Origin of the sequence: Rhodococcus sp. NPDC058532, assembly GCF_042719255.1 — a bacterium.
Taxonomy (GTDB): domain Bacteria; phylum Actinomycetota; class Actinomycetes; order Mycobacteriales; family Mycobacteriaceae; genus Rhodococcus_G.
The window spans coordinates 122,980-142,396 of sequence record NZ_JBHXNU010000012.1; the positions used below are offsets into that span (position 1 = coordinate 122,980).

22 protein-coding genes are annotated in these 19,417 nt (G+C 69.7%); 11 read left to right on the forward strand and 11 right to left on the reverse strand.

Translation table 11 applies throughout. The features are described from left to right. Positions 1 to 20 precede the first annotated feature (20 nt). The gene (locus tag ACFWQG_RS15680; RefSeq protein ID WP_378508547.1) at positions 21 to 566 is read left to right on the forward strand and encodes a ferritin; all 546 of its coding nucleotides are present in this window, start codon (positions 21 to 23) and stop codon (positions 564 to 566) included. A 127-nt stretch (positions 567 to 693) separates the two neighbouring features. Then, on the forward strand, positions 694 to 1,242 hold the full coding sequence (locus ACFWQG_RS15685; RefSeq protein WP_378508548.1) for a ferritin: 549 nt from the start codon (positions 694 to 696) through the stop codon (positions 1,240 to 1,242). On the opposite strand, the gene ACFWQG_RS15690 is transcribed toward ACFWQG_RS15685, so the two are convergent. Further along, the gene (locus tag ACFWQG_RS15690; RefSeq protein ID WP_378508549.1) at positions 1,243 to 1,956 is read right to left on the reverse strand and encodes a FadR/GntR family transcriptional regulator; all 714 of its coding nucleotides are present in this window, start codon (positions 1,954 to 1,956) and stop codon (positions 1,243 to 1,245) included. 23 nt (positions 1,957 to 1,979) lie between these two features. Further along, on the reverse strand, positions 1,980 to 3,647 hold the full coding sequence (locus ACFWQG_RS15695; RefSeq protein ID WP_378508550.1) for an L-lactate permease: 1,668 nt from the start codon (positions 3,645 to 3,647) through the stop codon (positions 1,980 to 1,982). A 188-nt stretch (positions 3,648 to 3,835) separates the two neighbouring features. Here ACFWQG_RS15695 and ACFWQG_RS15700 point away from each other — a divergent pair, with 188 nt between their 5' ends. The 3 genes from ACFWQG_RS15700 to ACFWQG_RS15710 are packed head-to-tail and all read left to right on the forward strand — an operon-like array spanning position 3,836 to position 6,716. Then, positions 3,836 to 4,585: a (Fe-S)-binding protein gene (locus ACFWQG_RS15700; RefSeq protein WP_378508551.1), complete on the forward strand. Its 750-nt coding sequence runs from the start codon at positions 3,836 to 3,838 to the stop codon at positions 4,583 to 4,585. Further along, positions 4,582 to 6,096 carry a LutB/LldF family L-lactate oxidation iron-sulfur protein gene (locus tag ACFWQG_RS15705; protein WP_378508552.1) on the forward strand — a complete coding sequence of 505 codons (1,515 nt, stop codon included), beginning with the start codon at positions 4,582 to 4,584 and terminating at the stop codon, positions 6,094 to 6,096. The genes ACFWQG_RS15700 and ACFWQG_RS15705 overlap by 4 nt, the downstream gene beginning before the upstream one ends. Then, positions 6,093 to 6,716 carry a lactate utilization protein C gene (locus ACFWQG_RS15710; RefSeq protein ID WP_378508553.1) on the forward strand — a complete coding sequence of 208 codons (624 nt, stop codon included), beginning with the start codon at positions 6,093 to 6,095 and terminating at the stop codon, positions 6,714 to 6,716. The genes ACFWQG_RS15705 and ACFWQG_RS15710 overlap by 4 nt, the downstream gene beginning before the upstream one ends. A 68-nt stretch (positions 6,717 to 6,784) precedes the next feature. On the opposite strand, the gene ACFWQG_RS15715 is transcribed toward ACFWQG_RS15710, so the two are convergent. The 4 genes from ACFWQG_RS15715 to ACFWQG_RS15730 all read right to left on the reverse strand — a co-directional run bounded on the left by ACFWQG_RS15715 (position 6,785) and on the right by ACFWQG_RS15730 (position 9,767). Beyond that, on the reverse strand, positions 6,785 to 7,720 hold the full coding sequence (locus ACFWQG_RS15715) for a DUF5926 family protein (protein ID WP_378508554.1): 936 nt from the start codon (positions 7,718 to 7,720) through the stop codon (positions 6,785 to 6,787). Positions 7,721 to 7,761: 41 nt separating this feature from the next. Then, a complete protein-coding gene (locus tag ACFWQG_RS15720; protein ID WP_378508555.1) occupies positions 7,762 to 8,517 on the reverse strand; it encodes a glycerophosphodiester phosphodiesterase in 756 nt (251 codons plus the stop codon). Next, a complete protein-coding gene (locus tag ACFWQG_RS15725; protein ID WP_378508556.1) occupies positions 8,514 to 9,335 on the reverse strand; it encodes a DUF4328 domain-containing protein in 822 nt (273 codons plus the stop codon). The genes ACFWQG_RS15720 and ACFWQG_RS15725 overlap by 4 nt, the downstream gene beginning before the upstream one ends. 87 nt (positions 9,336 to 9,422) lie before the next feature. Further along, complete coding sequence (locus ACFWQG_RS15730; RefSeq protein WP_378508557.1) at positions 9,423 to 9,767, reverse strand: rhodanese-like domain-containing protein; 345 nt, start codon at positions 9,765 to 9,767, stop codon at positions 9,423 to 9,425. Positions 9,768 to 10,020: 253 nt separating this feature from the next. Here ACFWQG_RS15730 and ACFWQG_RS15735 point away from each other — a divergent pair, with 253 nt between their 5' ends. After that, the gene (locus ACFWQG_RS15735; RefSeq protein ID WP_378508558.1) at positions 10,021 to 10,950 is read left to right on the forward strand and encodes an LLM class F420-dependent oxidoreductase; all 930 of its coding nucleotides are present in this window, start codon (positions 10,021 to 10,023) and stop codon (positions 10,948 to 10,950) included. Between the two features lie 38 nt (positions 10,951 to 10,988). Here the strand turns inward: ACFWQG_RS15735 and msrA are convergent, their stop codons facing one another. Continuing rightward, positions 10,989 to 11,657 carry a peptide-methionine (S)-S-oxide reductase MsrA gene (msrA, locus tag ACFWQG_RS15740; RefSeq protein ID WP_378508559.1) on the reverse strand — a complete coding sequence of 223 codons (669 nt, stop codon included), beginning with the start codon at positions 11,655 to 11,657 and terminating at the stop codon, positions 10,989 to 10,991. A gap of 9 nt (positions 11,658 to 11,666) precedes the next feature. Further along, a complete protein-coding gene (locus ACFWQG_RS15745) occupies positions 11,667 to 12,833 on the reverse strand; it encodes an acyltransferase family protein (protein ID WP_378508595.1) in 1,167 nt (388 codons plus the stop codon). A 244-nt stretch (positions 12,834 to 13,077) separates the two neighbouring features. Here ACFWQG_RS15745 and ACFWQG_RS15750 point away from each other — a divergent pair, with 244 nt between their 5' ends. The 4 genes from ACFWQG_RS15750 (at position 13,078) to ACFWQG_RS15765 (ending at position 16,287) form a co-directional block, all read left to right on the forward strand. Continuing rightward, a complete protein-coding gene (locus ACFWQG_RS15750) occupies positions 13,078 to 13,701 on the forward strand; it encodes a superoxide dismutase (protein WP_378508560.1) in 624 nt (207 codons plus the stop codon). Positions 13,702 to 13,839: 138 nt separating this feature from the next. Continuing rightward, positions 13,840 to 14,670, forward strand: coding sequence for an SMP-30/gluconolactonase/LRE family protein (locus ACFWQG_RS15755; protein WP_378508561.1), 831 nt, complete (start codon positions 13,840 to 13,842; stop codon positions 14,668 to 14,670). A 108-nt stretch (positions 14,671 to 14,778) separates the two neighbouring features. Beyond that, positions 14,779 to 15,306 (forward strand): peptidase, encoded by a 528-nt coding sequence (locus ACFWQG_RS15760; protein WP_378508562.1) that lies wholly within the window; start codon positions 14,779 to 14,781, stop codon positions 15,304 to 15,306. Positions 15,307 to 15,582: 276 nt separating this feature from the next. Next, positions 15,583 to 16,287: a TMEM165/GDT1 family protein gene (locus tag ACFWQG_RS15765; RefSeq protein WP_378508563.1), complete on the forward strand. Its 705-nt coding sequence runs from the start codon at positions 15,583 to 15,585 to the stop codon at positions 16,285 to 16,287. A gap of 91 nt (positions 16,288 to 16,378) precedes the next feature. Here the strand turns inward: ACFWQG_RS15765 and ACFWQG_RS15770 are convergent, their stop codons facing one another. Next, the gene (locus tag ACFWQG_RS15770; RefSeq protein WP_378508564.1) at positions 16,379 to 17,527 is read right to left on the reverse strand and encodes an RNA-guided endonuclease InsQ/TnpB family protein; all 1,149 of its coding nucleotides are present in this window, start codon (positions 17,525 to 17,527) and stop codon (positions 16,379 to 16,381) included. Positions 17,528 to 17,549: 22 nt separating this feature from the next. Between ACFWQG_RS15770 and tnpA the strand changes: the two genes are divergently transcribed. Next, positions 17,550 to 17,966, forward strand: coding sequence for an IS200/IS605 family transposase (gene tnpA, locus ACFWQG_RS15775; RefSeq protein WP_378508565.1), 417 nt, complete (start codon positions 17,550 to 17,552; stop codon positions 17,964 to 17,966). Between the two features lie 89 nt (positions 17,967 to 18,055). On the opposite strand, the gene ACFWQG_RS15780 is transcribed toward tnpA, so the two are convergent. Both ACFWQG_RS15780 and ACFWQG_RS15785 read right to left on the reverse strand, forming a co-directional pair. Beyond that, the gene (locus ACFWQG_RS15780; protein WP_378508566.1) at positions 18,056 to 18,754 is read right to left on the reverse strand and encodes an ankyrin repeat domain-containing protein; all 699 of its coding nucleotides are present in this window, start codon (positions 18,752 to 18,754) and stop codon (positions 18,056 to 18,058) included. A gap of 71 nt (positions 18,755 to 18,825) precedes the next feature. Then, positions 18,826 to 19,413: a heme-binding protein gene (locus ACFWQG_RS15785; RefSeq protein ID WP_378508567.1), complete on the reverse strand. Its 588-nt coding sequence runs from the start codon at positions 19,411 to 19,413 to the stop codon at positions 18,826 to 18,828. Positions 19,414 to 19,417 lie beyond the last annotated feature (4 nt).

Below are 19,417 nucleotides of genomic sequence, written 5' to 3' on the forward strand. Positions count from 1 at the left end.
GCGACGGTAGGCTCGGCCGCATGTCCGAGACCAGTGAGCGCAGCGAGTTCCACGCCCTTCTCGACGCGCAGATCCGCAACGAGTTCACCGCGTCCCAGCAGTACATCGCGGTCGCGGTGTACTTCGACAGTCACGACCTGCCGCAACTCGCGCAGCGCTTCTACGCGCAGGCGAACGAGGAACGCAACCACGCGATGATGATGATCCAGTACCTCGTCGACAACGGCCTCGACGTCCACGTGCCCGGCGTCGGCGAGGTGGTGACCACGTTCACCTCGGTTCGCGAACCCGTGGAACTGGCTCTGCGGCAGGAGCATACGGTGACCGAGCAGGTGACCGCCCTCGCCCGCACCGCCCGTGACACCGGCGACTACCTCGGCGAGCAATTCATGCAGTGGTTCCTCAAGGAGCAGGTCGAGGAGGTGGCGTCGATGAGTACGCTGCTGACGATCGTCGATCGGGCGGGCGGAAACCTGTTCAACATCGAGGAATTCGTGGCCCGCGAGTTGAACTCGACCGCCGCTCCGGATCCGTCGGCACCGCGGCCCGCCGGCGGACCGATCTGACCGGCTGGGCCACGCGCGCGGCCCCGGCGGGCACCCGGAAAATAGGGTGAACTCAGTTAGGAAACACTGCCCTCAATAAGGTTGCGCTTGGATGCGGAGCGCCCTGACCAGCGTTATTGTCGCTGCCATGCCCACACCGGATGACGCGAACCAGACCAAGTTTCACGCCCTCCTCCACGAGCAGATCCGCAACGAGTTCAATGCGTCGCATCAGTACATCGCGATCGCCGTGTACTTCGACAATGCGGATCTTCCGCAACTGGCGCAGCACTTCTACGCCCAGTCCGTCGAGGAGCGGAATCACGCGATGATGATCGTGCAGTATTTCCTCGACCGGGACATCGAGGTCGCGCTCACCGGTGTCGACCCGGCGCAATCGCACTTCGGCGCCCCGCGGGAGCCGATCGCGCTCGCACTGGCACAGGAGAAGGCGGTCACCGAGCAGATCGTCGCCCTCGCCCGCACGGCCCGCGACGAGGGCGACTACCTCGGCGAGCAGTTCATGCAGTGGTTCCTCAAGGAGCAGGTCGAGGAGGTCGCGACGATGAACACCCTGCTCACCGTCGCGGACCGGGCCGGAACCAACCTGTTCGACCTCGAGGCGTTCGTCGCGCGCGAGATGAATGGCCCCGACGGCTCGGTCGGCGCACCCCCGATCGCGGGCGGCGCGATCTAGTCAGGACCGGACGCCCTCGTAGTAGCCGCGGATGTGGTCCCGGATCCGGTGCTGGGCCAACTGCGGATCCCCGGCCTCGACGGCCTCGACGAGGCCCCGGTGCTCGTGCCGCAGCCGGCTGCAGATGGTCGGCCAGCCCGCCGGGTCGACGCCGCCGACGACGTACGACTCGATGGACGCACGCAGACCCGCCATCATCGCCGCCACCACCTGATTCCCGGCCGCGTCCGCGAGGGCGACGTGGAACTGGGAGTCGAGGATCAGGAACTCCGTCGCGGTGAGCGAAGCGCCGTCCATCGCGTCGAGCAATTCGACGGCCGGGCCGAGGTCGGGCACCGGTCGCTGCGCGGCCAGCGTCCGCATCACCTCCGACTCAAGAATCAGCCGGGTCCGGACCACGTCGTCGACCGGAAACCCTTGCGCTGCAACCTGCATCCGCATCAGCATCGACATTCCCCCGGTGGGTCGGGCGACGATCATCGCGCCAGCGTTCGGCCCGGACCCAGTCTGGGCGCGCAGCAGCCCCATCGCCTCCATCACCCGGAGCGCCTCACGCACCGAGGAGCGGCCGACCCCGAGGTCCGCGGCCAGCGCCCGTTCGCTGGGCAGCCGCTGGCCGGGACGGGCCTCACCGGAGACGAGCATCCGCTCGAGACTGGCCAGCACCTGCTCCCAGGCGCGGGGGGCGGACGGCGGGGACGACAGCGACGACATGGGTGGTCAGCCTAGGCGCCCGCTCATGGCAGCATCCATCCCAGCACCGGCGTCGACTGCAGGTACACCAGCGTGCACAGGATCAGCAGCATGCCGAGGCTGTAGCCGATCACCTTGCGCAGCAACACCGGTTCGCTTCCCGCCTGACCGACCGCGGTCGCCGCGATGGTCAGGTTCTGCGGGCTGACGAGCTTGCCGACGACGCCGCCGGAGGTGTTGGCGGCGACCAGCAGGGTCGGGTCGATCCCCGCATGCTGTCCCGCGGTCTGCTGCAGCTTCGCGAACAACGCGTTGGCGGAGGTGTCGGAACCCGTCACCGCCGTGCCCAGCCAGCCGAGGATCGGCGAGAAGAACGCGAAGACCGCACCGGTGCCTGCCAGCCAGGTACCGATCGCGACGGTCTGCCCGGACTGGTTCATCACGTAGCTCAGGCCGAGCACGGTGGCGACGGTAGCGATGGCAAGGCGCATCTTGACGAGGGTGACGCCGAACGTGGTCGCCGCGGCGCGGACCGACATCGGGAACTGCCCGTTGCTCGTCCAGAAGCGGTAGACGACGGCGACGATGACACCGCAGATCAGCAGCAGGGTGCCGGGGTTCGACAACCACGAGAAGGTGTAGACGGCGCTGGATGCGGGCTCGCCGCTGCCGGTGAGCAGGTTCCCGTACAGGCCGGGCCACTCGACCCGGCGGTCGGTGCCGGACAGCCAGGCGGGCAGGTCGACGCCGAGGGTCCACAGCTTGGCGACACCGAAGACCACCACCACCAGCAGGTAGGGGAACAGGGCAAGGAACACCCGGGACGCACCGAGCGGTTCCGGTTCCACGTGGGAGCGCTGGTCGTCGGGGGTGGTCGGCGCCCAGAAGCGCAGCATCAGCACGGCGGCCGCCAGACCGGCGAGGGAGGCGACGACGTCGGTGAGTTCGTAGGAGAAGTGGCTCGAACACCAGAACTGGGCGAACGCGAAGACCACGCCGGTGACAAGGGCGATCGGCCACACCTGCCGCATGCCGCGACGCCCGTCGACCAGGAAGAGCAGCAGCAGCGGCACGAACAGCGCCAGCACCGGCGTCTGCCTGCCGACGACCGCGGCGATCTCGGTCGCCGGGATGCCGGTCAGGTTTCCGGCGGTGGTGATCGGAATTGCCATGGCGCCGAACGCGACCGGGGCGGTGTTCGCGACAAGGACGGTGACGGCGGCCCGGATCGGTGGCATGCCGAGGGCGATCAGCATCGCGCCGGTGATGGCCACCGGGGCACCGAATCCGGCGAGCGCCTCGAGCATCCCGCCGAAGCAGAAGGCGATCAGCATCGCCTGGACCCGCATGTCGCCGCGGCCGATCGAGTTGAACACCCGCCGCAGGTCCTCGAACCGCCCACTGACGACGGTCAGTTCGTAGAACCAGATCGCGGTGACCACGATCCACATCACCGGGAAGAGCCCGAACGCGATGCCCTGCAGCGCCGACAGCCCGGTCAGCGAGACCGGCATCGAGAAGCCGACGATCGCGACCACCACCGCGACCGCGAGGGCCCCGAGGCCGGCGTACCAGGCCTTGAGCTTGAAACCGGCGAGCAGCACGAAGAACGTCAGCAACGGCGTCAGGCCGACCAGCGCCGAGGCGGTCAGGCTGTGCGCGACGGCGTCGGTGGCCGGGGTGAAGGTCACCGCCAGGTGGTCGATTGCCACATGAAACTCCTGGGACGGCGCCGCTGGTGGCGGCGGGTTTCGTCGTGACTGTGTGGTCAGACCACAGCAAGGTACACCATGACCGGGGTCACAATCGAGCTCCGAGTCGGAATCGTTGCCGATCTTGCGAAAACGCGTTGACCGTGGGTTACTGTGGTCTGACCACAACGACGACTGCGGAGATCTCCATGCGAATCGCGCTGTTCGCCACCTGCATCGGGGACACGATGTTCCCCGACGCCGCCCGAGCCACCGCACTGCTGCTGACCCGGCTCGGCCACGAGGTGGTGTTCCCACCCGGCCAGACGTGCTGCGGCCAGATGCACGTCAATACCGGGTATCAACCCGACGCGCTGCCCCTGGTGGCGAACTATGCCGACGAGTTCGGTGACGCCGCGATCGACGCGGTCGTCGCCCCGTCCGGGTCCTGCGTCGGGTCGGTGCGACACCAACACGAGATCGTCGCCGCCCGGTACGGCGGGGTTGCGCTGCGCGAGCGGGTCGAGACGGTCAAGGCCAAGACCTACGAGCTGTCCGAACTGCTCGTCGACGTGCTCGGGGTGACCGACGTCGGCGCCTGGTTCCCGCACCGCGTCACCTACCACCCCACCTGTCACTCGCTGCGCATGCTGCGGGTCGGCGACAAGCCGCTGCGGCTGCTGCGGGCGGTCCGCGACATCGACCTCGTCGAACTCCCGGAGGCCGACTCCTGTTGCGGCTTCGGCGGCACCTTCGCGCTCAAGAACGCGGAGACGTCCACCGCGATGCTCGCCGACAAGATCCGCAACGTCGCGGCCACCGGAGCCGAATCCCTTTGCGCCAGTGACTCGTCCTGCCTGATGCACATCGGCGGTGGGATGTCCCGGTTGCAGATGGGCACCCGCACCATCCACCTCGCCGAGATTCTCGCGTCCACCCCGCCGAAGGAGCCCGCATGACCACCGTCGGCCTCGGACTCCCCCCCGTCCCGCCCCGTGCGCCGCAGGGAGTCGGGTTCCTCCGCGGCACCGAGACCTTCCCGAAGGCCGCGCACCACGAGCTGGCGGACGCGCAGCTGCGCCGCAACATCGGCAAGGCCACCCACACCATCCGTGCCAAAAGGCTGGCGGTCACCGGCGAACTGCCGGACTGGGAGGAGTTACGCGACAGCGGTTCCGCGATCAAGTCCGACGTGATGAACCGACTACCGGAGCTGCTCGAGCAGCTCGAGGCCGCGGTGGTCGCGCGCGGCGGAGTCGTGCACTGGGCCGCCGACGCGAACGAGGCCAATGCGATCGTCACCGACCTGATCCGGGCAACCGGCGCCACCGAGGTGATCAAGGTGAAGTCGATGGCCACCCAGGAGATCGAGCTCAACGAACATCTCGAGGCCAACGGCATCACCGCATACGAGACCGACCTCGCCGAGCTGATCGTCCAACTCGGACATGACAAGCCGTCGCACATCCTGGTGCCGGCAATCCACCGGAACCGTTCGGAGATCCGGGAGATCTTCCTTCGCGAGATGGCCGGCGTGGACCCGGACCTCGACGCGGAACCAGCCCACCTGGCGGCTGCGGCACGAAAGTTCCTGCGGCACAAGTTTATGACCGTGCCCGTCGCGGTGTCGGGAGCGAACTTCGGGATCGCCGAGACCGGCACCCTCGGCGTCGTCGAGTCCGAGGGCAACGGCCGGATGTGCCTGACCATGCCGCAGACCCTCATCACGGTGATGGGCATCGAGAAGGTGCTCCCCCGGTACGCGGACCTGGAGGTATTCCTGCAACTGCTGCCGCGGTCCTCGACCGGTGAGCGGATGAACCCGTACACCTCGATGTGGACCGGCGTGACGCCAGGCGACGGCCCGCAGGCCTTCCACCTGGTCCTGCTCGACAACGGACGCACCGCCGCGCTCGCCGACTCGATCGGCAGGCAGGCCCTGCACTGCATCCGCTGCTCGGCGTGCCTGAACGTGTGCCCGGTGTACGAGCGCACCGGAGGACACGCCTACGGCTCCACCTATCCCGGGCCGATCGGCGCGGTACTGACCCCGCAGCTCGCCGGGATGGACGCGGACGACGACCCGAACGCCAGCCTGCCGTTCGCGTCCAGCCTCTGCGGCGCCTGCTTCGACGCCTGCCCGGTGAAAATCGACATCCCGTCACTGCTCGTCGAACTGCGTCACCAGAAGGTCGAGCAGGCCGGGTTCGGTGCGGAGAAGGCAGCGATGCGGGCGGCGTCGATCGCGATGAGTTCGGCGCGGCGATTCACGGTGGCGCAGAAGGCCGCGGGCCTCGGGCGGCTGGTCGCCGGGAAGAAGGGGAAAATCTCCACGCTGCCCCCACCGCTGAACGGCTGGACCGCGGCCCGCGACCTCCCCGCGCCCCCGAAGCAGACGTTCCGGCAGTGGTGGGAGTCCGCGGAGGGCCGGTCGGCGATGGACGCCGCGCGAGCGGAGGGACGGGAATGAGCGCGCGCGAGACGGTCCTCGCCCGGATCCGGGACGCACAGAAGCTGGCTCCTCCTGCACCGCAAGATATTCCGCGGGCGTACCGGACCGGGCGAACCATGCCCGACGGCGACCGCATCGACCTGCTCGTTGACCGTCTCGTCGACTACAAGGCGCACGTCCATCGGTGCGCCGCAGCCGAGGTCGCCGACACGATCACCCGGGTGCTCGGCGAGATCGGCGCGCACCGCGTCGGAGTTCCTGCCGGGCTTGATGATTCGTGGCTGTCGACCTTCGGCGGCGAGGTGCAGGTGGACTCGTCCGAGACCCCCGCGCCACGGCTGTCGGAACTGGACGCGGTCGTGACCGCGTCCACCGTCACCGCCGCGGAGACCGGCACCATTTTCCTCGACGGCAGCCCCGACCAGGGCCGCCGCGCCCTGACCCTGGTCCCGGACGTGCACCTGTGCGTCGTGACCGTCGACAGCGTCGAGGTCGGGGTCCCGGAGGCTCTCGCGCGCCTGGTTCCGGAACGGCCGACCACCCTGATCAGCGGGCCGTCGGCCACCTCCGACATCGAGCTCGAGCGGGTCGAGGGCGTCCACGGCCCGCGCACCCTGCACGTCGTCATCGCTGGATAGGCGCTCCGCGCCCGTGAGTCTTTCTGGCCCACAAGGGGGCCAGAAAGACTCACGGGCGGCGGAGCCGCCTACCGCAGGGTGACCTGGCGGCCGCGGAGTCCGTCGCGGGCGCGGCGCTCGTCGGAGTTCAGCGGGGCGTCGACGGCGAGGGCCTGCGCGAGGCGGTCGCCGAGGTCCGCGGTGGCGGCCGCCCATTCCTGGGCGTGCTTCTCCGGGTCGAGGTCGAAGACCGGCACCAGCAGGCCGTGGGTGCGGAACGACCCGGCGTACCGGGAACCCTCACCGAGGTGCAGGCCGCCCGCGGCGTGCACCCGGGCCAGGGCCAGCATCAGCTGATCCTCGTCCTCGGGGCGAACCCACCGCAGGTGCGCCTTCTCCCCCGCGTCCACCCACCAGGCGGCGACGACGCCGTCCGCCTCCAACCGCGCCGACGGCATGATCACCGAATTGGCCTGCTCGACGGTGGCCGCGACCTCCGGCGCCGGGGTGACACCCGCCGGGATCCACCAGTTGAAGTCCTGGTGCACGGTGACGTCCAACGCGGCAGCGGGGTCGATCACATCGGCCAACCGCGGCCCGTCGGCCTGCGGGTTCGCCGCGGTCAGCGACTCCCCCGGCGTCGCCGTCTGCGCCCAGTGGGCCGCGGCACCGAGGTCCGCCGCCAGGTCCGGGGACTGCGACTGCACCTGCAACCCGACGAAGCCGACGCCGGCGGTGCCGGCCGCTGAAGTGGCCTGCTCCTCGTCGCGCACCAACGCGGCGACCGCACCCGGCAGCACCGTCGCGACGACGACCGAACGCTCCTCCGACCGCACCGGCAGCGGCGCCGTCGCCGACGGGACGAACTCGCGCAGCGCGATCAGGTCGCACTCGGCGGCGAGCCCCTCGAACGGCCGCGGCACCGCCGTCGACGCGGCCGCCTCCTGCTCGGCTCGCCGCTCGGCGAGCTTGGCGGCGCGGTTGCTGCCCGGCTTCGGACCACTGTTTCGTTTGCTCTTACCCACGTCGGGAAACCTACACGCACCCGCCGCATCGCTCCGGCTGCTCAGCCGTCGAGCCACCCCTTGGTGCGGCCGGGATGGTTCGTCGCGATCCACCCGACGCCGAGATCGCGGCACAGTTCGACGTCGTCCCGCTCGTCCACCGTCCAGCAGTAGGTGGCCCGGCCCGCGGCGGCGGCCCGGTCGACGAGGTCGGGATGCTCGCGCAGCGTCCGGATCGACGGGCCGACCGCGGTCGCGCCGACGGTGGTCGCCGCACCACCCCCGAGATACCGGGACGCCTCCCCGAGCAGCACCGTCGGCAGCAGCGGCGCGGCCCGGCGGATCCGCCACACCGCGGCCGCCGAGAACGACATGATCACCGCCCGCGAATGATCGGCGGACACCGGGGCTGACAGGCCGAACCGGGACAGCTCGGCGAGCACCTTGCTCTCGACCAGCCCGCCGTAACGCACCGGATGCTTGGTCTCGATGAAAAGCTTGGTCGGGGCCGGGTGGTCGAGGACCAGGGTGATCAGTTCGGCGAGGGTCAACACCGGTTCCCCGTTGCCGCCGAAGTCCAGGGCGGACAGGTGGCGCAGGGTCATCTCGCTGACCCTGCCGGACCCGGAGGAGGTTCGGTCGACGGTGCGATCGTGCACGCACACCAGGTGACCGTCCCGGGTCAACCGGACGTCGCATTCGAGCCCGTCGGCGCCCTGGTCGAGCGCGAGTTCGTATGCGGCGAGGGTGTGCTCGGGCAGCGCCGCGGAGGCACCGCGGTGCGCGACGACGAGGGGGCCCCGGCGATCCGGGCTCATGTCGTCACCAGCCACCGGACGGCGGAGCGGGGTCGGCCCGCGAGGTCGAGTCGGTCGACGTGCCGCGTCACAATCAGGGTGAGCGTCGCGACCGCGGCAGCCACCAGGTTCACCAGCACCGCCAGCAGCACCCCGTTGGCCCGGCCCTGCAGGGAATCGTGTGAGCGCCAGGCGAACGCGACGATCAGCAACGCCCCACCGAGCGCCCAGGTCGCCCACCAGATCCGGACCAGCGCCCGCAGTCGGGAGTCGGGTCCGGCCAGTTCGGTGAGGAACACCCCGGGCCAGACCAGGTTCGCCACCGGAATCAGGCAGCCCGCCGCGATCGAGGTCGGCGACCGCGGATCGGTGCGGCCCGCCGCCCGCCACGCGTCCCGGCGGGCGCCGAGCAGCCAGGCGACCGAAGCGGCCGCGGCCGCGAAGGCCACCAACGGCGCCATCACCCCGGCCGTGAAGACCAGGCCGTCGGAGACGACGAGCATCGTCGGGGAGATCAGCGTGGTCCGGTTGCGCAACAGCAGGACGTAGCGGAACAGTTCGGCGGCCGCGCCGAACACGAACAGCAGGGCGGTCGCGGTGAGCAGGGTCGGCGCCAGCTCCGCGAGCCGTTCGGTGCGGGTCGCCTGCTCCTCGGCCGTGGCCGGTGGCTGATCCGTCAGACCCCACCGGGGCGGCTGCGGGTAGGACGGTGTCCGGTCCGGACCTGCGGTGTGGTTCGGCGGGGTGCGGGGCGCCGTCGCCGGTGAGCGGGCGATCCAACGGAAGTTCCGGCGGGACGCGGGCTCCGGGTGCCCGGTCAGCGTCGGGGAAAGCAGCACCCCGCGGCACCCCGGACACCATTGGGCAGGCGCGCCGACGACGGGCCAGCGTGCGGCGCAGCGGACACAGACCTGGACGGCGCTCATCTAGTAGATCTTCGCCGACCTGTCGTCGTCCGCGACGAGCGGTCGACCGGCCTGCTGCCAGGCCACCATGCCGCCGGTGACGCCGACCGCGTCGAAGCCGCACTCATTGAGGTAGGTGACGACGGTGATCGAGCGGCCGCCGGACCGGCACACCACGTACACCTCGGCGTCGATGTCGATCTCGTCCCGCCGAGCGGGCACGTCGGACATCGGGATGTGCAGGGCGTCGGGCGCGTGGCCGTCGGCCCATTCGGTGTCCTCGCGGATATCGAGCAGCACCGCCGCGGCGTACGGAGGCACGGGCACCTCCGTGACGGGGACCGAGGGAACGTCACCAAAGCTCACGATTCGATAGTGTCACGTTCCCGCCCCGCCCGGCAGCCGAGCCTGGTGGATTGCTCCACAGGAGCGGATTCCACAGGCTGGGGATGGCCGCTACCCGGTTGCCCACGACAAATCCGGCCCCGACGTCCGGGTTCGCGCCGAAACTCACAGGTTGTCCACCGAGTTGTCCACAGTTTCCACAGCCCTGTTCACAGGTCGTGCACACCCCGTCGGACGGCGCGGCGGGCCGCGCGATGGTGCACAGTGGATACCCATGGAACTGAGAATCTTCACCGAACCACAGCAGGGCGCGACCTACGATCAGCTGCGCCGCGTCGCGCAGGCCGCCGAGCGGGCCGGCTACGGCGCGTTCTTCCGTTCCGATCACTACCTCGCGATGAACACCACCGGACTGCCCGGCCCCACCGACGCCTGGATCACCCTCGCCGGCATCGCCCGCGAAACGTCCACGATCCGCCTCGGCACCCTGGTCACCTCCGCCACGTTCCGGCACCCGGGGCCGCTCGCGATCTCCGTTGCCCAGGTCGACGCGATGAGCGGCGGTCGCATCGACCTCGGGATCGGCGCGGGCTGGTACGAGGAGGAGCACCTTGCATACGGCATCCCGTTCCCGTCGCTGAAGGAGCGGTTCGACCGCCTTGAGGACACCCTCGAGGTGATCACCGGCCTGTGGAAGACGCCGATCGGCGAGACGTTCTCCTACGACGGCGCGCACCACCGCGTCGCCGACTCGCCCGCCCTCCCGAAGCCGCATCAGCACCCGGGACCGCCGATCCTGATCGGGGGCAACGGCCGAACCCGCACGCCCGCGCTCACCGCACGGTTCGCCGACGAGTTCAACCTGCCGTTCGGGTCGCTCGAGGCGACCGCCACCCAGTTCGAGCGGGTCCGGGCGGCCTGCCGCGCGATCGACCGGGATCCCGCCGACCTGGTCTACTCCAACGCGCTGGTGCTGTGCTGCGGCCGGAACGACGGCGAGGTCGCGGGGCGTGCCGCCGCGATCGGCCGCGAGGTCGACGAGTTGCGAACGAACGGTCTCGCCGGGTCACCCGCGGAGCTGGTCGACAAGATCGGCCGCTACGGCGAGCAGGGGTCGAGCCGGATCTACCTGCAGACCCTCGACCTCGACGACCTCGACCACCTGGACCTGGTGGCAAGCGAGGTCATGCCGCAGCTGGGCTGACCCCCTCAGGGATGGCGCGGGCAGCACCAAACAGCAGGTCAGGCGTCCAGCCCGATCGGGCAGCTGACGCCCGTCGCGTGCACCGGGCAGTAGCCGCCGGGGTTTTTCGCGAGGTACTGCTGGTGGTAGTCCTCGGCGTAGTAGAACGCGGCGAGGGGAGCGATTTCGGTGGTGATCTCGCCGTATCCGGCGGCGGCGAGCCGCTTCCCGTATGCGGCGGCGGTGGCGGTGGCCGTCGCCGCCTGCTCCGCGTCGACGGTGTAGATCGCCGACCGGTACTGGGTGCCCTGATCGTTGCCCTGACGCATCCCCTGCGTGGGGTCGTGGTTCTCCCAGAACAGCTGGAGCACCGCCGCATAGGTGATCACCGCCGGATCGAAGACGACCAACACCACCTCGGTGTGCCCGGTGCGGCCGGAGCACACCTCCTCGTAGGTCGGGTTGGGGGTGAAGCCGCCCGCGTACCCGGCCGCGGTGCTGTACACGCCGCCGGCCTGCCAGAACTCCTTCTCGGCACCCCAGAAGCACCCCATCCCGACGACCGCGGTCTGCAACCCGTCCGGGAACGGCGGCGTCAGGCGGTGGCCGTTCACGTGGTGGGCGGCGGGCACCGGCAGCGGGTCGGGCCGCCCCGGCAAGGCCTGATCGGGGGTGACCAGGACGGACTTCGCGGTGGACTGCCGGAGGATGTCGTCGAACCAGGACATGATCCGATGCTACGCGCGCTCCGCCACCTCGGATCCGTCGCGGACGGCCCCGGATCCGGGGCGGGCAGCACCCCCCGGGTCGGCCTTCGGCGCCCCGACCCGCGCCGCCACCGACCCGATCCAGCGGCCGGCAGGCACCTCCACCGCCCGGTACAGCAGCTCCGAGGCGACCGCCGTCGCGGCGAGGAACACCACGACCGCACCCGTCTTGCCGACGAGCCCGACGGTCCAGTCGTATGCCCGGTACAGGATGAGGGTGTGCAGCAGATAGATGGCGTAGCTGCGGGTTCCGGTCCAGCGGACGACCGACCAACGGGCGATCGGGCCGTCGTACCGCGCCAGCGCCAGCACCGCGCTCGCGACGACCACGATCGTCCACAGGTATCGGTCACCGGCCCAGTAGGCGCGGATGTCGGTGGCCAGCAGCACGACCTCCACCTGCGCGAGCGCGGCGACCGCGAGCCACCGCCAACTCGCCATCCGGGTCCATGCCATGTAGATGACCTGGCCGACGAACACCGCGGGCAGGGTCGCGGCCACCTTGGTGAGCATCGGGACGGAGTACGGCTGCGGAATGTACTGGTTGTAGATCAGCACAGCGCAGCACAGCGCGGCGCCGAGGATCGGCACGGCGGCCGGGGCCCGGCGCAGCAGCGGACGGGTCGCGACGCTGTACACGTAGAAGGTGATCTGCACGACCAGCGTCCACGTCACCCCGAGCACCGCGACCTCGGGCTTGAGGAAGAACCCGCCGAGCACGAAGCTGAGCGCGGCCTGCCCGGTGGTGATGCCGTCGTGACCGCTGAACATGCCGTTGATCCCGACCTTGACCAGCAGCACCGCCAACGCGACCGCCACCCACAGCGCGGGCAGCAGCCGCCCGACCCGGTTGACGAGGAAGCGGCCCGGATGGTTACCGGACACGGACGCGGTCAGCAGCAGCCCGGTGAGCACCATGAACACCGCGACGCCGAGGAACGACAGGTGCTGGTGCAGCCTCAGGCCCTTGACGAACACCTCGTAGACGGTGTCGATCATCCACCAGCCGGTGCCGAGGTCGTCGATCAGGTAGTACGAGATGTGCGAGTAGAGGACCGCCAGCACCGCAAGCGTCCGCAGTAGGTTCGCGCCGCCGAAGTGGGGCCGCCGCGCCGCGGCGGTGCCGACACCGCGCACCGGGGGTGGGACGGTCGGCTCGGGCACCACTCGATCTTAATGTTCCGTTCACCACCGGGACGAATTGACGGGGCCCCACCCTGCGCAGACACGACGCCGACGCCGCCCGGGAAGCGCCGGAAGGCGCCGGGCGCGTGACGCCAAATATTGCGGACGGTGTACCAATGAGTTTGGGTTAGAGCCCGAGCAAGGATCGAATAGGTACACGCCGGGCGTCACCCGCGCCCGTAAGGAAGGGACCGAAGTGTCTGTCTACACGCTGCCTGAACTGCCCTACGACTACGCCGCCCTCGAGCCGCACATCTCCGGCAAGATCATGGAGCTGCACCACGACAAGCACCACGCCGCGTACGTCGCAGGCGCCAACACCGCCCTCGAGAAGCTCGCGGAACTCCGCGACGCCGACGCCCTCGCCCCCGTGGTGAACCTGCACGAGAAGAACCTCGCCTTCCACCTCGGCGGCCACACCAACCACACCGTCTTCTGGAACAACCTCTCCCCGAACGGCGGCGACAAGCCCGAAGGCGAACTGGCCGCCGCAATCGACGACCAGTTCGGCGGCTTCGACAAGTTCCGCAGCCACTTCAACGCCAACGCCAACGCCATCCAGGGCTCCGGCTGGTCCATCCTCGCCTGGGACTCCATCGGCCAGCGGCTGATCATCGTCCAGCTCTACGACCAGCAGGGCAACATCTCCATCGGCCTGACCCCGCTGCTCATGCTCGACATGTGGGAGCACGCCTTCTACCTCGACTACCAGAACGTCAAGGGCGACTACGTCAACGCCTTCTGGAACATCGTCAACTGGGCGGACGTGTCCGCGCGCTTCGAGAAGGCCCGCACCGCCACCGCAGGCCTGATTGCCTGACGGCCCGTGAGTCCTTTCGGCCCATGACGGGGCCAGAAGTGCTCACAGCTCACAGTCGCCGCGCCCCCTACGGAGCGCGGCGACTGCCGTTTCGGGGGGTTCGTCGTCCGGGAGAAGTCGTATCGTGGAGTGGTGACCATGACGGTGGACACACTCGTCGAGGGGCTCACGTTCCCGGTGAGCGCGCGGTGGCACGCCGGACACCTCTGGGTCGCCGACCAGGGCGCAGGCACGGTGTTGGCCCTCGACCCGGGCACCGGCGCCCTGAACACCGTCGCCGAACTGCCCGGCCACCCCGCGGGCCTCGGGTTTCTGCCGGACGGTCGGCTGCTGATCGCCTGCGGCACCGACCGGCTGCTGCTGCGCCGCGAGGCGAGCGGGGAGCTTGTCGTGCACGCCGACCTCGCCGGGGTCACCGATGGTCGGCTCGCGGACCTGTCGGTGGACGTCACCGGGCGGGCGTATGTCGGGTGCCGCGGCGACGACCACGCGACGGACGACCTGGCGATGGTCGAACCCGACGGCACCGTGCACGACGTCGCCTGCTCGCTCCGTTGCCCGGGCGGCCTGGTCGTCGACGCCGTCGGCGGCACCCTCACGGTGGCCGAGAGCCGCGCGGTGCCGCCCCGCCTCACCACGTTCACGATCGCCCCCGACGGCGGCCTCGAACAGCAGCGGACCTTCGCCGAATTCGGCTCGGACATGCGGCCGGAGGGCCTGGCGATCGACGCCGCGAACGGCATCTGGGTGGTCTCCCCGACCACCGGGGACGTCCTCCTGGTGGACGCCGAGGGCGCGGTCGGCGACCGGTTCACGGTGCGCAGGCCGTACGCCGTCGCGCTCGGCGGCGCGGATGGGCGGGACCTATTCGTCTGCACCGCCCCGAGCACCGACCCGATGGCGGCGGTCGCGGCCGGTTCCGGCGCGGCGCTCCGGCTGCGGGTGACCGTTCCGGGACCCGGCTTCTGACGCCGTCCTGGCACTCGACCGGAGTTGTCTGCCAGCCGATTCGGGCGCATTCTGGAGGTATCCGCCGGCGACGCTGCCGGGACGAGCGAGTGTGGTCAGGGGGCGGGCATGAGTCGAAGCGACTACATCGGGGTTTCCCCGTTCCATGCCGCGGGGATCCTGCGCGGATTCGTCATCTCCGGCCGCTGGCCGGACACCACCAAGGAGTGGGCGCAGCTGCTGGTGCTCGCGGTCCGAGTGGCATCGATCCCCGGATTGCTCTCCACATCAACGGTTTTCGGCGCGCGCGAGGACCTGCCCGATGATCCTCAGCCGGACACGGTGGGCCTGGTCGTCGCCGAGGGCCCCATCGTCGGCGAATCCGCCGTCTCCCCTGGATGTTTCGCCGACCACCAGCCGCCGGCCCTGCTGATGCTGCATCCCCCCTCCGAGACGGTGCCGTCCCTGCCGGAATGCGTCGGCGTCGCGTCGGGTTGCGTCCTGCTACCCGGACTGCCGTATCTCGGCCTCGACCATCGGGCCGCGTGGGTGGAGGCCGAACCCGACGGCACGGTCACCTCGATGGTCAGCCGGGTAAGCCTCGACCCGAGCAGCGACCCCGACACCGCCGTTTTGGCCATGCTGCTCGCCGCCTGAGCAACACCGGAAGTTCAAAGTTCGGGTTTCCAAACTTGTTGTGACAGTTGGCAAATTGCCGTCCTCTGGGTACTGTTGCGATCAGCGAAGGGGAGTAGCCCCCAATCGAGCAGTCGACATACTGGCCAGACCCACGGTTCCTTGAATCCCTGGGTCCGCCCGGCTGCTCGAACCGGCGAATGCCGGTGGGCGAGACCTTCGGTCGTCGACGCATCCCGCGTCGGGGACCGGAGGAACGTCCCAACATCCTCCGAGAATTCGACCGGAGGAGTGAATGTGCTTGCCGCCCTGCTGCTGAGTTTCGGGGTCATCTTCGTTGCCGAACTTGGCGACAAATCCCAATTGATGGCGATGACGTTCGCACTGCGCTACCGCTGGTGGGTGGTGATCGGCGGCATCACCGTCGCCACCACCGTCGTCCACCTGGTCTCGGTCGCCGTCGGCCACTACCTCGGCGTCGCGATCCCGACCCACCTGATCAGCATCATCGGCGGCCTGGCCTTCATCGGCTTCGCGGCATGGACGCTGCGCGGGGACAGCCTCAGCGAGGACGAGCAGGGCAAGGCCGGCCGGGTCGGCACCTCCGCGTTCCTCGCCGTTGCGTCGGCGTTCTTCCTCGCCGAGCTCGGCGACAAGACGATGCTGGCGACGATCACCCTCGCCGCGGACAACGACTGGGTTGGCGTGTGGATCGGCTCGACGGTCGGCATGGTCGCCGCCGACGCCCTCGCGATCGTGGTCGGCGCGGTGCTCGGCAGGCACCTGCCCGAGCGGTTCATTCAGCTCGCCGCCGCGACCCTGTTCCTGGTGTTCGGTGTCCTGCTGCTGCTGGACGGCCTGTTCCCCGGCAGCCCGGCGGGACCGATCGCGGCGGCGGCGATTCTGGCGGCCGCGATCGCGGCGGGGGTCGTGCACCGGGCGCGGTCCCGGCGGGCGGCGCCCCTGCCCGCCGCGGAGTCGCGCGAGCACCTCGACAGTTGACGTCCTCCCCGGCCCTGAAGGCCGGGGATTCCTACCAGCACCCGCGTGGGCGCTCTCGGTGGGTTCCTGTTTCACAGAGAATCGCTTTCCGCTAGACGGAAAGACTGACAGTCTCTCCGCAGGCGTTTCGCCTCTCCGCCCGTCCGGCGGCGAGGATGTTTCGTGCAGCATTCAGATCGCGGTCGTGGACCGTGCCGCACGGGCACGACCACGATCGGATCGACAGCGGTTTCGGTCCGTCGACCCGCCCGCACACCGAGCAGGTCTGGGACGACGGGAACCACCGGTCGACCTTCACGACCGTCCGCCCGTATCGGGCGGCTTTGTCCTCCACCATGCGGAGAAACATGCCCCAGGCGGCGTCGTGGACCGACTTTGCGAGGCGGGTGCGGGCCAGTCCCTTCACGCACAAGTCCTCGACGTAGACCGCTTGGTTCTCGCGGATCAGTGCCGTGGACTGCTTGTGCATGAAGTCGCGTCGGGCGTCGGCCATCTTCACGTGAGCCTTGGCGACCCGCAGGCGCGCCTTGGCCCGATTCTTCGATCCTTTGTCCTTGCGGGACAAGGATTGTTGTGCCTTCTTCAACCGTCGCTCGGCGCGGCGGAAGAACTTCGGGGACGTGATGGTCTTGCCGTTCGACAGGACCGCGAACGTGGTCAGGCCCAGATCAATGCCCACTTCGGACTCGATCGACGGCAACGGTTCGGCGTCCATCTCAACAACGAACGATGCGAAGTACCGGCCCGCACCGTCTTTGACGATCGTCACCGACGACGGTTCCGCTGGCAGGTCGCGGGACCAACGCACCGGCACGTCGCCGATCTTCGGGAGTCGCAGTTTCCCACCCGTGGTCACCGTGAAGCGGGCGTTGCGGGTGAACCTGATCGACTGCCAATTGTCGCGGCGGGACCGGAACCGGGGTGCCCCCAGGTTCGTGCCTTTGCGTTTCCCGGAGAGGGAGGCGAAGAAGTTGCGGTACGCGGCGAAAGCGTCGGCGAGGGCCTGCTGCAACACGACCGACGATACTTCGGTGAGCCATTCCCGCTCGGGCGTTTTCTTCACCGCGGTCAACGCTTTCGACAGCTCCGCATCTTTCGGGTACGACAGACCGGTCCGTCGTACATGTTCGCGGGCGGCGATCGCGTCGTTGAACACCACTCGGGCGCATCCGAATGCTCGCGCCAGCGCCGCCTGTTGCCCCGATGTGGGGTTGAGGCGGTACCGGTATCGGAGCTGCACCCCAACAGTCTACCATTGGTTTATGGCAGAGCGCGACGACATTCGCACTGGTAGACACTGCATTTTTCTCCTTCACGCCCATTTGGTGTTCGTGACCAAATCCCGGCATCGAGTGTTCACCGACCAGCACCTGCAACGGATGGAGGCGATCATGCGAGACGTGTGCACCGACTTCGAGGTCGAACTGGTCGAGTTCAACGGCGAAAGCAACCATGTCCACCTGCTCGTGAACTTCCCGCCGAAGGTCGCGGTGTCGAAACTGGTGAACAGCCTCAAAGGTGTGTCGTCGCGGCGGCTGCGGCAGGAGTTCCCTGAGCTGGTTCAGCACTACTGGCGGGCGCAACGGCTGTGGTCGGGTTCGTACTTCGCCGGCTCGGTCGGCGGTGCCCCGCTCTCGGTGCTGCGGCAGTACATCGAGCAGCAGGACCGTCCGGTCTAGGGCACGCTCGGCCCTTGGTGGGCCTCCCGCGTGTGCTTTCACCTCCGCCGTGAACGACGGAGCACTAGCGCACATTCCGGTAGCGGCGGTCAGGTCCCGTCCCGCGCGACGAGCAGCGCCACGATGTCGTGCTGCCCGAGCCCGCGCGCGTGCTGCAGCACGGTGCGGCCCTGCGAGTCCCGGATCGTCGGATCGGCACCCGCGTCGAGCAGTTGACCAACGACGTCGACGTACCGGGCGGACCCGTCGCCGTAGACGACGGCCTCGAGCAGCGCCGTCCACCCCGGATGGTTGACGTGGTTCACCGGCACGCCGGCTCGGATCAGCGTGCGCACCGTCTCGACCAGCCCGTGTTCGGCCGCCGGGATCAACGCGGTGCCGCCGAACCTGTTGATGCTCCGCACGTCCGCGCCGTGCCCGAGCGTTCCCGCGAGGATCTCGTCGAGGCCCTCGGCGCCGGCGTATAGGAAGGCCGAGTCCTGCATGTCGTCCTTCGCGTTCACGTCCGCGCCTGCCGCGATCAGGGCCGCTGCTGCCGCCGCCGCGTTCGCCTTGGTCGCCGCAACCAGCGGGGTGCGGCCGCCGTCGTCCCGTGCCTCGATGGCGGCGCCGCGACGCACGGCGGCGCGCACCGAGTCCGCGTCGTCGGTGACCGCCGCCGCGAACAGTGCCCGCTCGAGTTCCGGCGTCGACACGGGCGGACCGGGATTCGAAACGACCGCCGGTTCCGGTGTCATCGGCGGAGCGGTCCCCGCGTCGGCGGCAGCCTGCGGGGTGGGGTTCTCCACGGAAATGCCGCTCCCGCAGCCACTCACGGCCAGAACCGCCACGGCGAGGAGCATCACTCCGACCGTGGTCCTCACCGCAGGCTTCCCTCGATCGCGGCGAGACCCGCAGCGGCACAAGCCTGGTCGGCGTTGCCGTCCGGCGCCCCGCCGACCCCGATGCCCGCGATCGAGGCGTTCCCCGCCTTGACGGTCACGCCGCCGGGCAGGAACAGGGTGCCGGGCAGGTCGGCAACGGTCGGGCCGTCTCCCTTCGCCCTGGCGACGAGGTCGGAGGTGTCGGCGCCGAACGCGGCTGCGGTGTAGCCCTTCTGCCGGGCCGACTCGACCGTGTGCTGGGCGGCGTTGTCACCGCGGAGCATCGCCTGCACGTTGCCCGCGCGGTCCACGACCGCGATGGTGACGAACCCGAGCCCGTCGGCCTGGCACCTGGCGAGGGCGGCCTGGGCCGCGCGGCCCGCGGCCCCGACCGAGAGCCGGTTCGCGGTGATGGTGCCCTGGTCGCCGCCGGGGGCCTGCTGCACCGCCGCGGCGGGGGTCACCTCCGCGGTCGTCGCCGAGGAGGCGGCGTTCTCGGGGGACCCGCAGGCCGTTGCGGCGAGCAGGGCGACCGCGGGGACGGCGAGGGCGAGGGCGCGGGGCAGGCGGCGGGAGGTGGTCATCGTC